General features: G+C 64.2%; 13 protein-coding genes. 10 read left to right on the top strand and 3 right to left on the bottom strand.

Annotation, left to right across the window (positions count from 1 at the left end):
* Positions 1 to 15: 15 nt before the first annotated feature.
* The 3 genes from CAP2UW1_RS04145 to CAP2UW1_RS04135 all read right to left on the bottom strand — a co-directional run bounded on the left by CAP2UW1_RS04145 (position 16) and on the right by CAP2UW1_RS04135 (position 2678).
* Positions 16 to 822 (bottom strand): CbbQ/NirQ/NorQ/GpvN family protein, encoded by an 807-nt coding sequence (locus CAP2UW1_RS04145; RefSeq protein ID WP_015765418.1) that lies wholly within the window; start codon positions 820 to 822, stop codon positions 16 to 18.
* A gap of 96 nt (positions 823 to 918) precedes the next feature.
* Positions 919 to 2298, bottom strand: coding sequence for a ribulose-bisphosphate carboxylase (locus tag CAP2UW1_RS04140; RefSeq protein WP_015765417.1), 1380 nt, complete (start codon positions 2296 to 2298; stop codon positions 919 to 921).
* Positions 2299 to 2342: 44 nt separating this feature from the next.
* Entirely contained in the window at positions 2343 to 2678 is a 336-nt protein-coding gene (locus CAP2UW1_RS04135; RefSeq protein ID WP_049778514.1) for an HAD family hydrolase, read from the bottom strand.
* 297 nt (positions 2679 to 2975) lie between these two features.
* Here CAP2UW1_RS04135 and tkt point away from each other — a divergent pair, with 297 nt between their 5' ends.
* From tkt to CAP2UW1_RS04085, 10 genes are all read left to right on the top strand, one after another.
* Complete coding sequence (tkt, locus tag CAP2UW1_RS04130; protein ID WP_015765416.1) at positions 2976 to 4964, top strand: transketolase; 1989 nt, start codon at positions 2976 to 2978, stop codon at positions 4962 to 4964.
* A gap of 20 nt (positions 4965 to 4984) precedes the next feature.
* Complete coding sequence (gene gap / locus CAP2UW1_RS04125) at positions 4985 to 5983, top strand: type I glyceraldehyde-3-phosphate dehydrogenase (protein WP_015765415.1); 999 nt, start codon at positions 4985 to 4987, stop codon at positions 5981 to 5983.
* 469 nt (positions 5984 to 6452) lie between these two features.
* Positions 6453 to 7892 carry a pyruvate kinase gene (gene pyk / locus CAP2UW1_RS04120; RefSeq protein WP_015765414.1) on the top strand — a complete coding sequence of 480 codons (1440 nt, stop codon included), beginning with the start codon at positions 6453 to 6455 and terminating at the stop codon, positions 7890 to 7892.
* Between the two features lie 126 nt (positions 7893 to 8018).
* Positions 8019 to 9083 (top strand): class II fructose-bisphosphate aldolase, encoded by a 1065-nt coding sequence (gene fba / locus CAP2UW1_RS04115; RefSeq protein WP_015765413.1) that lies wholly within the window; start codon positions 8019 to 8021, stop codon positions 9081 to 9083.
* 64 nt (positions 9084 to 9147) lie between these two features.
* The gene (locus tag CAP2UW1_RS04110) at positions 9148 to 10464 is read left to right on the top strand and encodes a DUF3422 family protein (RefSeq protein ID WP_015765412.1); all 1317 of its coding nucleotides are present in this window, start codon (positions 9148 to 9150) and stop codon (positions 10462 to 10464) included.
* Between the two features lie 77 nt (positions 10465 to 10541).
* The gene (locus tag CAP2UW1_RS04105) at positions 10542 to 11480 is read left to right on the top strand and encodes a phosphoribosylaminoimidazolesuccinocarboxamide synthase (protein ID WP_015765411.1); all 939 of its coding nucleotides are present in this window, start codon (positions 10542 to 10544) and stop codon (positions 11478 to 11480) included.
* Positions 11481 to 11544: 64 nt separating this feature from the next.
* Entirely contained in the window at positions 11545 to 12318 is a 774-nt protein-coding gene (locus CAP2UW1_RS04100) for a DUF2189 domain-containing protein (RefSeq protein ID WP_015765410.1), read from the top strand.
* A 59-nt stretch (positions 12319 to 12377) separates the two neighbouring features.
* Positions 12378 to 14471, top strand: a complete 2094-nt coding sequence (locus CAP2UW1_RS04095) for a M3 family metallopeptidase (RefSeq protein WP_015765409.1) — start codon at positions 12378 to 12380, stop codon at positions 14469 to 14471.
* An 18-nt stretch (positions 14472 to 14489) separates the two neighbouring features.
* Positions 14490 to 15014 (top strand): glutaredoxin family protein, encoded by a 525-nt coding sequence (locus CAP2UW1_RS04090; RefSeq protein WP_015765408.1) that lies wholly within the window; start codon positions 14490 to 14492, stop codon positions 15012 to 15014.
* A complete protein-coding gene (locus tag CAP2UW1_RS04085) occupies positions 15011 to 15505 on the top strand; it encodes a DUF2934 domain-containing protein (RefSeq protein WP_015765407.1) in 495 nt (164 codons plus the stop codon). The genes CAP2UW1_RS04090 and CAP2UW1_RS04085 overlap by 4 nt, the downstream gene beginning before the upstream one ends.
* Positions 15506 to 15556 lie beyond the last annotated feature (51 nt).

Genomic DNA, 15556 nt, shown 5'->3' with positions numbered 1-15556 from the left:
CAGAGCGAAGACGATTCAGGCGAAGACGGCGTCGATCGCGTGATCGAGCGTGTCGCGGATGTCGCGGTCGTCGGTGATCGGCCGTACCAGCGCCATCCGGCAGGCGTCGCCAGCGGCCACACCATTCCTGATCAAGGTGGCCGCATAGACGAGCAGCCGGGTCGAGATGCCTTCGTCGAGGCCATGCCCCTTGAGACGCCGCGCGGCGGCACCGATGCTCACCAGTTGCGCGGCCGTGGCGGCATCGATGCCGCTTTCGCTGGCGAGGATTCGCGTTTCGAGCGCGGCGTCCGGATAGTCGAACTCGAAGGCGGTGAAGCGCTGCTTGGTCGACTGTTTGAGATCCTTCATCAGGCTCTGGTAGCCGGGGTTGTACGAGATGACCAGTTGGAAGTCCGGGTGCGCGTGCAGCAGTTCGCCCTTCTTGTCGAGCGGTAGCGTCCGCCGATGGTCAGTCAGGGGGTGGATGACGACCGTCGTATCCTGACGCGCTTCGACGATCTCGTCGAGATAGCAGATGGCGCCGATACGCGCCGCGGTGGTCAGCGGGCCGTCGAGCCAGCGCGTGCCTGTGGCTTCGAGCAGATAGCGTCCGACCAGGTCGGAGGCCGTCATGTCTTCGTTGCAGGCGACGGTAATCAGGGGTTTGTCGAGCTTCCACGCCATGTATTCGATGAAGCGCGACTTGCCGCAACCGGTTGGCCCCTTGACCATCACCGGCAGCCGCGCGGCATAGGCCGCTGCGTAGAGCGCGACTTCGTTGCGCTGGGGCTGGTAGAAAGGTTCTTCGAGAATCTTGAACTGCTGCGCCTTGTCGGTCATCGCGGATCCCTGGCTGATAGGTGGGCGGCGGAATGGCAAGCGAGGCGGCTGGCGCGGCCAGCGCCATGACCGCGCCGGCCGCTCCGTCACCGGCGATCAGCGATGAACGCCAAGCTTTTCGCGCCAGCCAGGATAGAGCGTGTCGGCGTCGCCCGGGAACGATTCGAAAGCGCGTGCGAACTCCTTGTGCTCCCGCGCCCAGGCGATCGGATCGGCGCCTGCCTTCCAGCATTCGTAGGCCTGGCGCAGCGAAATGGCACCGGCGGCCGGGCTGTCGATGTGCCCGTAGGAGCCGCCACCGGAGGTGTTGATGACGTTGCCGTGACCGAGGTTGGCGAAGAAGCCGGGCAGGCGCAAGGCGTTCATGCCGCCCGAGATGATCGGCGTCGTCGGCTTCATGCCGTACCACTTCTGGTAGTAGGCCGGGCCCTGGTATTCGTCGCGCTCGATGACGTAGGCAATCGCCCGATCGTCGGCGCTGCCCTCCATCTTGCCGTAACCCATGGTGCCGACGTGAATCCCGGAGGCACCCTGCAGGCGGGACATCTTGGCCAGCACGTAGGCGTCGTAGCCGCGCCTGGAACTCGGCGAGGTGACGGCGCCGTGACCGGCACGGTGGTAATGCAGGTACTGGTTCGGATACTGCCGGCGAGCCGTGGTGACCATGCCGGGGCCACCGACGTAGCCATCGACGAGGAAGGCGACCTTGTCCGCGTCGGGTCCGAAGGTCTCGAGAATGTAGTCGGCGCGCGCACACATTTCGTAATGATCGTCGGCGGTGATGTTCGCCGAGAAGAGCTTCGCCTGGCCGGTTTCGTCCTGCGCGCGCTTCATTGCGTCATACACCAGGGGCATCACCTTCTTCATCGGCGCAAACACCTGGTTGCCCTGCGGTTCGTCGTTCTTGATGAAGTCGCCGCCGAGCCAGAACTGGTACGCCGCCTTGGCGAAGGGCTCGGGACGCAGGCCGAGCTTGGGCTTGATGATCGTGCCGGCAATGTAGCCGCCGTCCTTGACCGGTCGGCCGAGCACCCGCCACATGTCGGAGATGTCCTTGGCGGGTCCGTCGAAGAGCTGGATCGCGCGCTCGGGCATGTAGAAGTCGTAGATCTTGGCGTGCTCGATGTCGCCCATTCCCTGGTTGTTGCCGATCACCAGCGTCAGGAAGGAGACGATCATCATCCGCCCGTCGGTAACGTTGCGGTCGAACAGGTCGAGCGGATAGGCGATACGCATTTCCTCGGTCGCTTCGTCGATGTGGTACACCAGCGCATCGACGCCGCGCGTGAAATCGTCGGTGGTGCACACTTCGACATTGGTACCGGTGGACGACTCGGCGGCGAAGTGCGCCGCGGCCGGCAGGTAGTCATAGCCCGCCTTGGGCTTCATCTTGTAGGCCACCAGAATGTGCTTGCCGCCCTTGATCAGATCCTCTTCCTTGAGGCTGAGGTCGGCGTAACGGTTCGATTGATCCATGCTTGTCTCCGTGTCGATGAGGGTAAAGAGATTTTTCGTTCGGTCTAGTCGGCCGCCAGTTTGCCGGCGTGTCGCGGAAGGGTTTTCGTTGCGGCATTGCGGTGCCAGAGGCGAAGCTGCCGCAGATCGACGTACGTACCGGCAAGCGCCTGGCCGCCAAGGCTGCGCGCCGGCGCCGCGGGCTCGCCGAGATTCGAGACGACGGCGTGTGCACCGGCGAAGTCTTGGTTTTCGGTGTAGGCGTGGGTGGTGGTTACCACCGGCAGTCCGCCGGCCATGGCCGCGGCAAACCCGGGGAGCGAGTCCTCGACTGCCAGACAGGCCGCGCGCGGCAGACGCAAGCGCCGCAACACCCAGTGATGGATATCCGGGGCCATCATTGCAAGCGCGCATTCGGTCTGCTGGTCCTGGGACATTGCGTCAGCGGTCAAAGTCGAAGAACAACAAGTTTAGGCGGCTCAAATGATTATTAAAAGTTAAACTTGTTGCACTTTATATTTAGCTTTTACTATTCATAGCGACCCCCTGCGCAGCGCGCACGATCACCCTCGGGCATGGTCGATGGCACTGCCGACGGCGGATTGCAGCGCGCCACAAGGGAAAGTGGCCAAGCGAGCTCTTTTGGTGGATAATTTCACGGTGAGACAGAAACCCCGACTCCTGACTGGCGATTCATTGTGCCCACTGCTTTTACCCCCCTGACCAGCGCCATCCGCGCCCTCGCCATGGACGCGGTTCAGCGGGCCAACTCGGGCCACCCCGGCATGCCGATGGGGATGGCAGAAATTGCGGAAGTTCTCTGGCGGCGCCACCTGCGCCACAACCCGGCCAACCCACACTGGCCAGACCGCGACCGTTTCGTGCTCTCCAACGGTCACGGCTCGATGCTGATCTACGCCGTGCTGCATCTGACCGGCTACGACCTGTCGATCGACGACCTGAAGAGTTTCCGTCAGTTCCGCTCGAAGACGCCTGGCCACCCCGAAGTCGGCCACACCCCGGGAGTCGAAACCACCACCGGCCCGCTGGGGCAGGGCCTCGCCAATGCCGTCGGCATGGCGATCGCCGAAAAGGTGCTGGCCGCCGAGTTCAACCGGCCAGGCCACGAGATCGTCAACCACTCGACCTATGTCTTCCTCGGCGACGGCTGCCTCATGGAAGGCGTTTCGCACGAAGCCTGCTCGCTGGCGGGCACTCTCGGACTCGGCAAGCTGATCGCCTTTTATGACGATAACGGGATCTCGATCGACGGCCGTGTCGAGGGCTGGTTCACCGACGACACGCCACAGCGCTTCGCGGCCTACGGTTGGCGGGTGATTGCCGACGTCGACGGCCATGATGTCCACGCTATCGACAATGCCCTGCTGACAGCGCGGGCCGAGCAGGATCACCGACCGACGTTGATCTGCTGCAAGACCCGCATCGGCCTGGGTTCCCCGAACAAGGTCGGCAGCCACGATGTGCACGGCGCACCGTTGGGGGTTGACGAAGTCGCCGCAACGCGCAGGCTGATCGACTGGCCGCACGCCCCCTTCGAGATCCCCGACAGCGTCTATGCGCAGTGGGACGGCCGGATGCGCGGGAACGTGTTCGAGAGCAACTGGAATTCTCGCCTCACGGCCTACGAGGCTGCTTTCCCCGAACTGGCCGCTGAATTCTCGCGCCGGATGCGCGGCGAACTGCCGACCGACTGGACTGCCTACGCCGCGCAGGTCCTCGCCGAGCTCGCCGCCAGGCGGGACAACGTCGCTACGCGCAAGGCCTCGCAGAACGTCCTCAGCGCCTTCGCTCCTCGCCTGCCGGAACTGATTGGCGGATCCGCCGATCTTGCCGGCTCCAACCTCACGCTCTGGCAGGGATCCAGGGCAATCAGCCGAGCCGAGGGCGGGAATTATCTATACTACGGGGTGCGCGAGTTCGCCATGACGGCAATCGCCAACGGCATCGCGCTGCATGGCGGCCTGATCCCCTACACGGCAACTTTCCTGGTCTTTTCCGACTACGCGCGCAACGCGATTCGCATGGCAGCGCTGATGAAGCTGCGCCAGATCATGGTCTACACGCACGATTCCATAGGTCTCGGCGAGGACGGTCCGACGCACCAGCCGGTGGAACATGTCGCCTGCCTGCGCCTGATCCCGAACGTCGACGTCTGGCGTCCGGCGGACGCCAGCGAAACGGCAGTGGCGTGGCTTGCCGCCATCGAGCGCTGCGATGGCCCGACGGTTCTCGCGCTCTCGCGACAGAATCTGCCGGCGGTGACTGCCGGCGTGGCGCCGACCAGCATTCGGCGGGGCGCCTACGTACTGGCCCACTGCGCGGCGCCACGGATCGTCCTCATCGCCACCGGCTCCGAGGTCGCCCTGGCACTTGACGCGTGTCGAGCGCTTGCCGAAGATGGCGTCGCCGTGCGCGTCGTATCGATGCCATGCGCCGAGGTCTTCGACCGTCAGGACACCGCCTGGAAGGAATCCGTCCTGCCACACGCCGTGCCGCGCGTGGCCATCGAAGCAGGCGTAAGCAGCTTCTGGCGCAAATACGTTGGACTCGACGGTGCCGTCATCGGCATCGATCGTTTTGGGGAGTCGGCACCAGCCGACCAGTTGTTTGACTTTTTCGGTTTCACGGTGGCCAACGTGGTCGCGACCGTGAAATCACTGTTGTAATTTCTCAAGGAGACCGTTTCATGACAATCAAGGTAGGGATCAACGGCTTTGGCCGTATTGGACGCATGGTTTTTCGCGCGGCAGTTCAGAACTTCCCGGAGATCGAGATCGTCGGCATCAACGACCTGCTGGAGCCCGATTACCTGGCCTACATGCTCAAGTACGACTCGGTGCACCGCCGCTTCAACGGCAGCATTGCGGTCGAGGGCAACACGCTCATCGTCAACGGCAAGAAGATCCGCCTGACCGCCGTCAAGGATCCGGCCGAACTGAAGTGGAACGAGGTGGGTGCCGACATCGTCGTCGACTCGACTGGCCTCTTCCTGACCACCGAATCGTGCCAGAAGCATATCGCCGCGGGTGCCCGCAAGGTCATCCAGAGCGCGCCCAGCAAGGACGATACGCCGATGTTCGTGTTCGGCGTCAATTCCGACACCTACGCCGGCCAGGCGATCATCTCGAACGCTTCGTGCACGACCAACTGCCTGGCCCCTGTGGCCAAGGTTCTGCATGACAACTGGGGCATCAAGCGCGGCCTGATGACCACCGTGCACGCGGCAACCGCCACCCAGAAAACTGTCGATGGGCCGTCCAACAAGGACTGGCGCGGCGGTCGCGGCATCCTCGAGAACATCATTCCGTCCTCGACCGGTGCTGCCAAAGCCGTCGGCAAGGTCATTCCCGAGCTCAACAAGAAGCTCACCGGCATGGCCTTCCGCGTACCGACTTCCGACGTTTCGGTCGTCGACCTCACCGTCGAACTGAACAAGGAAGCCACCTACGAGGCCATCTGTGCCGCGATGAAGGCTGCCTCCGAAGGGCCGATGAAGGGTGTGCTGGGCTACACCACCGAGAAAGTGGTGGCCACCGATTTCCGTGGCGAGAGCTGCACCTCGGTGTTTGATGCCGAGGCCGGCATGGCACTTGACGGCACGTTCGTCAAGGTTGTCTCGTGGTATGACAACGAGTGGGGTTACTCCTGCAAGGTGCTCGAAATGGTCAAGGTAATGGCCGCCTAGACGCCGCCGAGGGGCGCTTCCGGGCGCCCCTCCTGTTTTTGTTTCCCGAATACACGTCTGGTCACATCCCAACCGCGCGCGATGGTTTCAGCGGTTCCCCGGCAAACGCAAGCGCCCGCTCGGCACGCTCCCGGCATCGATGTCGGCGGCCCCGGCACCGAGCCGACGTCGCTCTTTCGCCGCCTACGCTTGCTGATGATGCGACTTGCCGCCGACGCTGCCCTGTCCCCGGCAGACGTCTGCCGGCGAAGCAGGCGACCCTGCGCGCGTATCCCGGCGGCACACCGCCACGGATCGCCGGCCGAGCGACAGGCGCATGCCGGTCGACCGGGCACCACGCTACCCGACAAGGCGCCGCGCTCGACAGCGCGTTGTGGACGCCTTTGCCAACGGCGGCACGCTTGCCGATTGTCGCCAGCCACGCACCACACAGCCCCGAAATCCACGGTCGAACAAGCATAGGAAACTCATGTCCCGAGACACCAAAATCGTCGCCACCCTTGGCCCGGCGTCATCCGACGCCGCGGTGCTGGAACGAATGATCCGCGCCGGCGTCGATGTCGTTCGGCTCAACTTCTCCCACGGCAAACCCGAGGACCACGTCGCACGCGCGCAACTGGTTCGCGAGGTTGCTACCCGCGTCGGGCGCCCGGTGGGCATCCTTGCCGACCTGCAAGGGCCAAAGATCCGGGTCGGCAAATTCGCCGACGGCAAGGTCTGGCTGGAGAACGGCCAACACTTCGTCCTCGACGCCAAGTGTGACCTCGGCAATGCCGAGCGGGCCGGCCTCGACTACAAGGATCTGACACGTGACGTGTCGGCCGGCAGCGTCCTCCTGCTCGATGACGGGCGCATCGTGCTCGATGTCGAGCGAGTCATCGGCTCCGAGATCTACACGGTCGTACGCCATGGCGGTGAGCTTTCCGACAACAAGGGAATCAACCGTCAGGGCGGCGGTCTTTCGGCGCCGGCGCTGACCGCCAAGGACATGGACGACATCCGCACGGCGGTCCGCATCGAAGCCGACTTCGTCGCCGTCTCCTTTCCGAAGAGCGCGGCCGACATGTACATGGCGAAACAACTGATCCACGCCGCCGGCGGGCACGCGCACACCATCGCCAAGATCGAACGCGTTGAAGCGGTGGAGGCTCTCGAAGAGATCATCGACGCGTCTGACGGGATCATGGTCGCCCGCGGTGACCTGGCCGTCGAAGTCGGTGATGCCGCTGTACCGGCATTGCAGAAACGCATGATCCGTCTGGCCCGCGAAAGGAACAAGCTGGCGATCACCGCGACGCAGATGATGGAGTCGATGATTCTTTCACCGACACCGACGCGCGCCGAAGTCTCGGACGTTGCCAACGCCGTTCTCGACGGCACCGATGCGGTGATGCTGTCAGCCGAAACCGCCGCCGGCAGGTATCCGGTCGAAACGGTCGAGGCGATGACGCGAATCTGTATGGAAGCCGAGAAGTCCGCCGAAGTGAGCCTTGACAGCGAGTTCCTCAATCAGGTGTTCACGCGTATCGACCAGACGATTTCGCTGGCGGCGATCTGGACAGCACACCACCTTAAGGTGAAAGCCATCGCCGCCCTCACCGAATCAGGCGCCACCGCTTTGTGGATGAGTCGCCTCAACTGCGGCGTGCCGGTCTACGCCTTGACCCCGCAACCCGAGGCGGTCACCAAGATGGCGCTCTATCGAGCGGTCTTCCCACTGTTCATGACCCAGCGTCCGGCGACCCGCGATGAACTCCTGCATGACGCCGAGCAGTTACTGACCAACGAGGGCATTGTCGTCAAGGGAGACTTGATCGTGCTCTCCGCCGGCGATCCGATGGGCACCAGCGGCGGCACCAATACGCTGAAGATCGTCCGGGTCGGCGATCAGAAGCCCTGGAGCGCCTGAGCGGCAGGTCAGTAAACCGGCAGCCGCGACGCAGCCGCAGACCGACAGGTTTTTGGGAAACCGCAGACGCGGCTTCCCGCGTTCAGGAAACTGAACACCACCTGAGCAATCACTGGAGAACGAATCATGCCAATTGTTTCAATGCGTCAATTGCTGGACCACGCTGCGGAAAACGGCTACGGTCTGCCCGCTTTCAACGTCAACAACATGGAACAGGTCTGGGCGATCATGGAAGCCGCTGCGGAAGTCGACGCGCCGGTAATCATGCAGGCCTCGGCCGGCGCCCGCAAGTACGCTGGCGAGCCTTTCCTGCGCCACCAGATTCTCGCCGCGCTGGAAGCCTATCCGCATATCCCCATCGTCATGCACCAGGACCACGGCCAGTCACCGGCAGTATGCATGGGCGCCATCCGCTCCGGTTTCTCGTCGGTAATGATGGACGGCTCGCTGATGGCCGACGGCAAGTCCGTGGCCAGCTATGAATACAACGTCGATGTGACGCGCAAGGTCGTCGAGTTCGCGCACGCCATCGGCGTCTCGGTCGAGGGGGAACTCGGTGTTCTCGGTTCGCTCGAGACGATGCGCGGCGACAAGGAAGACGGTCACGGCGCAGAGGGCACGATGACTCGCGAACAACTGCTGACCGACGTCGAACAAGCGGCCGACTTCGTCAAACAGACGCAGTGCGACGCCCTGGCGATCGCCATCGGCACCTCGCACGGCGCCTACAAGTTCACCAAGAAGCCGACCGGCGACATCCTCGCCATCCAACGCATCAAGGAAATTCACGAGCGCATCCCGAATTGCCATCTGGTGATGCACGGCTCGTCGTCGGTACCGCAGGAACTGCTGGCCGAGATCCGGGAGTTTGGCGGCGACATGAAGGAGACCTACGGCGTACCGGTCGAGGAGATCGTCACCGGCATCAAGCATGGCGTTCGCAAGGTCAACATCGATACCGACATTCGCCTGGCGATGACTGGTGCGATCCGCCGCTACTTCGCCGAAAACCCGTCGAAATTCGACCCACGCGACTACCTCAAGCCGGCCCGGGAGGCCGCCAAGAAGATCTGTCGCGCTCGCTTCGAGGCCTTTGGTACCGCCGGCCAGGCAAGCAAGATCAAGGTCATCGCGCTCGACAGGATGGCAGAGCGCTACAAGAGCGGCGAACTCGAGCAGACCGTTCGCTGATTGCTGTTGTCGATGCCGCGGCACGCCAGCCGGCGGCCGCGGTGCTTCTCTTTCCGGAGCGACCGTGAACGCCGGATTCCCGTTGCCTGGGATCGCACTACATCCACTGCGCGAACTGCTCAATGACGAGTTCCACGCGCGCCCACCCGTCCCACTACGCAGTCCGACGCTGGTTTCGCACCTGGTGTTTACGCACGACGCGTCCACCCAGCAGGAAGAACTGGCCAACCTCCAGAACCTCGGCGAGGTCGCCACCGGCGAACTGCTCGACCGGTCCGAAGCGCACCTGGTGTTTGCTGCACAGGCCTTTCTGCTACGCTGGGAACGGCACAGCGAATTCTCCAGCTACACGGTCTTTCGCGAGCTTACCGCCGGCGAGGGACGGAATCCTGCCGCGAGCGCGCTGCAAGTGGTGCCGGCCGGCTGGTTATCGGCAATTCCCGGTCAGCTGATCGCCGCCACCCATGTCGAACTGCAGGCGAGCCGGGAGGTGTCGCCGGAGTCGGTGACGGCCGGCCTGACGCCAACCGGCCGTCAGGTGGTCGCCGCCCAGGTGGCCGACCAGGCGGCCTGGGTATTCACCGACTTCATGTTCGACAGCGGCTTCTCGCGATTCCTGATCCTTGACGTGGCGCTGACGCAAAGGCAGGCGGGCCGGACGGTGCAGCGACTGCTGGAGATCGAGACCTATCGGCTGCTGGCGCTGCTGGCGCTACCGGTAGCCAAGGAAATCGGCAGTTGGCTGAAGGCTGCCGAAACCCAGTTGGCCGACATGGTCGACCAGATCGGCCAGGCCAGATCACCGGCCGACGAGCGCCAGGTGCTCGCCGCCCTGACCGGACTGGCAGCCGAAGTCGAGCACTCACTGGCCCGCACGGCCTTCCGTTTCGGCGCAGCGCGCGCCTACCACGATCTTGTCATGCAGCGTATCGACGAACTGCGTGAACTGCGCGTCACGGGCTGCCCGACTTTCCGCGAAATGATGCAACGCCGCCTGCTGCCGGCGATGCAGACCTGCATTGCCATGGCCAAGCGCCAGGACGATCTCTCCGATCGACTGGCACGTTCCAGCGAGTTGCTGCGCACCCGCGTAGACGTCGAACTCGAACGCCAGAACCAGGAACAACTGGCGCAGATGAACCAGCGCGCACGCCTGCAACTGCGCCTGCAGGAAACGGTCGAAGGGCTGTCGGTTGTAGCCATCACCTACTATGCTTCGCAACTGGTTCATTACTTGGCCAAGGGATTCAAGGCTCTGCTACCAGCACTCTCGCCCGAGATCGCGGCGGCCGTGTCGATCCCGCTGGTCGCCGCCTTCTCGATACTCGGCATACGGCGGATGCGCCGGCGACTCCGCCAGGAGGCGGGCGGAGACCACTGAACGGCGAGCGATCTGCCCTATAATCCGATCGCGCACCTTCCCCCTGCGACCTCCCATTCCACGACCGGACCAGCGAGTTGACTGAAGCCCTCTTTGAAACATCGATCCAGAGCCTGCCCCTGCTCGGGCGTGGCAAGGTGCGCGACATCTACGCCATCGACGCCGACAAACTGCTGATCGTCACCAGCGATCGCATCTCGGCCTTTGACGTCATCCTGCCCGACGCGATTCCCGACAAGGGCAAGGTGCTGACCCGACTGGCCAGTTTCTGGTTCGCGCGTCTCGCCGACATCGTCCCGAACCAGCTCACCGGGATCGATCCGGAGACGGTGGTCGCCGCCGGCGAGAGGCCGCAGGTGCGTGGACGGGCGCTCGTCGTCAAACGCTTGCGGCCATTGCCGATCGAAGCGGTGGTGCGCGGCTACCTGATCGGTTCGGGCTGGAAGGATTACCAGACCACTGGTAACGTTTGCGGGATCCGGCTGCCGGAAGGGCTGCAACTCGCCAGCCGGTTGCCGGAACCGATCTTTACCCCGGCAACCAAGGCGGCCATCGGCGCTCACGATGAGAACGTCGCCTTCGAACGGGCGCAGGCCGACTGTGCGGCGGCGTTCACAGACTTGCTCGCCACGACGGGCCGCAGCGCCGATACGATTGCCGCCCAGGCACGCGATGTGGCCATCGCCTTGTACACAACAGCTGCCGCGCACGCCGCGGCGCGCGGCATCATCATTGCCGATACCAAGTTCGAGTTCGGGCTCGACGCTGCCGGCACCCTGCATCTGATCGATGAAGCGCTGACCCCGGACTCGTCGCGCTTTTGGCCTGCCGACGACTGGCAAGTGGGCAGCAACCCGCCGTCGTATGACAAACAGTACCTGCGCGACTATCTCGAAACACTGGTCTGGAACAAGCGCGCACCCGCGCCGCGGCTGCCGCAGGCGGTGCTCGAGCGCACCCGTGCAAAGTACGTCGAGGCCTGTGAGCGCCTGACCGGCGAGACTTTCGTCGAATGACGGCGGCGGTTTGCCCGAACGGTAGAGCACAGGCGTCTGCTCGCCACCACGACAGGGAGAACGGATGGGTATAGGAACTGCTGCCCCTGGCCACGACAACGCCGTGCCAAAGGTGCGCAGCGTTTCGCTCGGCCGCCCGCTTGCCTGGCTCACGGCAGGGTGGCAGGACCTGCGCGCCAACCCGATTGCCAGCCTCGCCTACGGGCTCTTGTTCGCGATCGCCGGCGACCTGATCACGATCTTCGCATGGCGTAACGGCCAGATATTCATCGTCGCCACTTCCGGCTTCTTCCTGGTCGCTCCACTGCTTGCCGGGGGACTGTACGAGATCAGCCGACGACGCGAAGCAGGCCAGTCGTCGACCTTCTTCTCGTCGCTCGCCGGCGGCCGCCGCAACGCCCGGGAGCTCGCCAAGCTGGGCCTGCTGCTGGCGACCATCGGATTCGCCTGGGAACGCATCTCGACCCTGCTGTTCGCCCTTCTCGCTCCGGCCATCAGCCCGGACCTGCCCAGCCTTCTGGCCGAGATCCACCTGTCGGCCGACCACCGCGACCTGTTGCTGATCTGGATCCTTTGCGGCGGCACCTTGGCGCTGATGGTCTTCGCCATCACGGTTGTCTCGGTACCCTTGCTGCTCGATCGCCGCATCGACTTCCGCACGGCCATGCTGACCAGTCTGCGCACCGTCGACGCCAACCTTCGACTCATGGTTTTTTGGGGAGCGATCGTCGTCACATTGACCGCGCTCGGTTTCCTCACCCTGTTTTTCGGTTTGATCGTTCTCATGCCGCTGCTCGGCCATGCTTCGTGGCACGCCTACCGCGACCTTGTAGAATAGCGATGCCTTGACCGTATCCGAGCACGGGCAGCCCCGCTCGGGGAACCACGGAATCTCCGATGACCACAGACATCCTGCACGACAATCCGCTTCTCGACTTCTCCGGCCTGCCGCGCTTCGACACCCTGACGCCAGAACACGTGCAGCCGGCGATCAGCAAGCTGCTCGCCGACTGCCGCGCCCTGGTAGACCTGCTGACTTCGGACCAGGTCACAGCGAGCTGGGCGACTTTTTCGGCACCCCTGGCCGACGGATTCGAAGAACTGTCGCGTGCCTGGGGAGTCGTCGTCCATGTCCATTCGGTCAACGACATCCCCGCCTGGCGCGATGCGTACAACCAGATGCTGCCTGAGGTCTCGCGTTTCTACGCCGAGGTCGGTCAGAACCTCAAGCTGTTCGCCAAGTACAAGTCAATTTCCGAAAGCGAGGAATACGCAAGTCTATCGGAACCACAGCGGCGAATTGTCGACCATGAGGTCCGCGACTTCCGCCTCGCCGGAGCGGAGTTGCCCGAAGACCGGAAGCCGCGCTTCCAGGCCATCGCCGAGGAACTCGCCCAACTCTCGGCAAAGTTCTCCGAGAACCTGCTCGACGCCACCAACGCCTTTGCCGAGGTGGTGACCGACGAAGCCGAATTGCAAGGCTTGCCGGACGACACCCGGCAAGCGGCTCGCGAAGCCGCGGCGAAAGAGGGCAAGGACGGCTGGAAGTTCACGCTGCACATGCCGTCGTACCTGCCGGGGCTGCAGTACGCCGACAGCCGCCGCCTGCGCGCCGCGCTCTACCGGGCCTATGCGACACGGGCAGCGGAATTCGGTGCCCCCGAGATGGACAACACGCCGCTGATCCGGCGCATTCTCGAACTGCGCCGGGAAGAAGCAGAACTGCTTGGCTACGCCAGCTTCGCCGAGGTTTCGCTGGTCCCGAAAATGGCCGAGTCGGTGCCGCAGGTGCTCGACTTCCTGCGCGACCTGGCGGTCAAGGCGAGGCCCTTCGCCGAGAGGGACATTGCCGACCTGCGCGCCTTTGCGCGCAAGGAACTTGGGATCGACGAGATGGAAGCGTGGGATGTCGCCTACGTTTCCGAGAAGCTGCTGCAGGCGCGTTATGCGTTCTCGGAGCAGGAAGTAAAGCAGTACTTTACCGAAGACCGGGTTCTCGCTGGGCTCTTCAGGGTAATCGAAACACTCTTCGGCGTCTGCCTGAAACCCGACAGCGCTCCGACCTGGCATGAAGACGTGCGTTTCTTCCGTATCGAGACGCCGACCGGCGAACTGGTCGGTCAGTTCTACCTCGACCTTTATGCACGCGAAACCAAACGCAGCGGTGCGTGGATGGACGAAGCAAGGGGTCGCCGCAGGCGGCGTGCGGCGTCGCTGGCGGCAGGGACGGACACAATCCAGACGCCGATCGCCTACCTCAACTGCAACTTCTCGCGGCCCGTGGGCGAACGCGACGGCAAGCCGCGGCCGGCGACCTTCACGCACGACGAAGTGATCACACTCTTCCACGAAACCGGGCACGGCCTGCACCACCTGCTGACGCGCGTCGACGAACTCGGCGTCGCCGGCATCCATGGTGTCGAATGGGACGCCGTCGAATTGCCATCGCAGTTCATGGAGAACTACTGCTGGGAATGGAGCGTCCTCCCGGGGATGACCGCCCATGTCGACACCGGCGAGCCGCTACCGCGTGCGCTGTTCGACAAGATGCTGGCGGCCAAGAACTTCCTGAGCGGCATGCACATGCTCCGCCAGATCGAGTTTTCGCTGTTCGACCTGCGCCTGCACAGCGATTTCGACCCGACGGGCGATCGCAGCGTCCTCGACCTGCTGGCCGAGGTGCGACGCGAAGTGGCGGTCGTCGTTCCGCCCGCGTGGCATCGTTTCCCGAACACGTTCTCGCACATCTTCGCCGGCGGTTACGGCGCCGGCTACTATAGCTACAAATGGGCCGAGGTCCTCTCGGCCGATTGCTACGGCGCCTTCGAGGCCGCCGGCAACGCCTTCGACCCGCTTACCGGCAAGCGCTTTCTGGATGAGATTCTGTCTGTCGGCGGCAGCCGACCAGCGATCGACAACTTCCGCGCCTTCCGCGGCCGCGATCCCCAGGTTGACGCACTGCTCCGGCACAGCGGCATGATCACCGCCTGAACAGCGAGGAGCTTCAACATGCCCGCCCCCGTCTCCCTGCGCGTCGTCTGCCTCGTCAGTCTCCTGCTCGCCAGCGCCACGCTCGGCGCGCAGACCACTTACCGCTGGATCGACCCAGCAACCGGTCGCACGGTGCTCTCGGACCTGCCACCGCCGGCCGGAGCCAAGCGGGTCGACCGATCTTCGCCCTCGCTTGGCGACGAGGCGCCGCCGACGCAGGCGCTTCCCTATGCGGTACGCCAGGCCAGCGAGAAATTCCCGGTCGTCCTGTACACGAATCCCGGTTGCACGACGTGCAAGCAGGCACGCTCGCTGCTCGATGGCCGTGGCGTGCCATTCGTCGAAAAGGAGCTCGGTACGGCAGAGGAACTGGCCGACGCCGGCCGACAACTCGGCGGCGAGATCCGCCTCCCCAGCATCAGCGTCGGCCGGCAAAACGTCAAAGGCTTCACACCCACTGCCTGGAACGAACTTCTCGACGCGGCCGGATATCCGGCCAGCGCACCCTACCGCGTCAAGCCCACCGGCGAGGCAGCACAATGAACGACGGCAAACACAGCGGCGGCGAGCGACGCGACCCGTGCGGAGACACCGGCCTTCCGCCTCCCGGGCAACTCCAGCCACCGCCGATGACGACGACGAGCGACCGGGCCTGTGCTTCGGGAACCCTGGTGGCAGACGGCGACAGGTGGCTGCTGATGATGACGCACGGCCGGAGCATTCTCCTCGACGTCGCCCCGCTCGACCCCTCGCTGACACACCAGGCAGTGAGTATAGCCGGCAGGATGCGGGTGCCAAGCGATGCACGGCGAGACGCCGCTCTTGGCGTCGAAAGACTTGTCAGGCATGAGGAGATCGCCCAGCGCGCTTATGCGATTTACCAGCTCGACCGTGGAGGCTCGCCCAGCGACCACTGGTTACGCGCCGAACGCGACTTGCTGGCGCTGTCGTCCGCCGGCGACCGGCCGCGGAACGTCCGCACCACGGCCGCCACCGGTGCTGCAGCACGCCCACGAAATGGCCTGGTGAGGTGAGAGGCAGCCACCCTTTGATTGGCACAGGGACCGCGGCGTTACCGGATTTGA

The organism is Candidatus Accumulibacter phosphatis (assembly GCF_000024165.1).
GTDB classification, from domain to species: Bacteria; Pseudomonadota; Gammaproteobacteria; order Burkholderiales; family Rhodocyclaceae; genus Accumulibacter; species Accumulibacter phosphatis.
The sequence above is the reverse complement of the archived record's forward strand: the minus strand, read 5'-3'. Positions and strand labels throughout refer to the sequence as shown.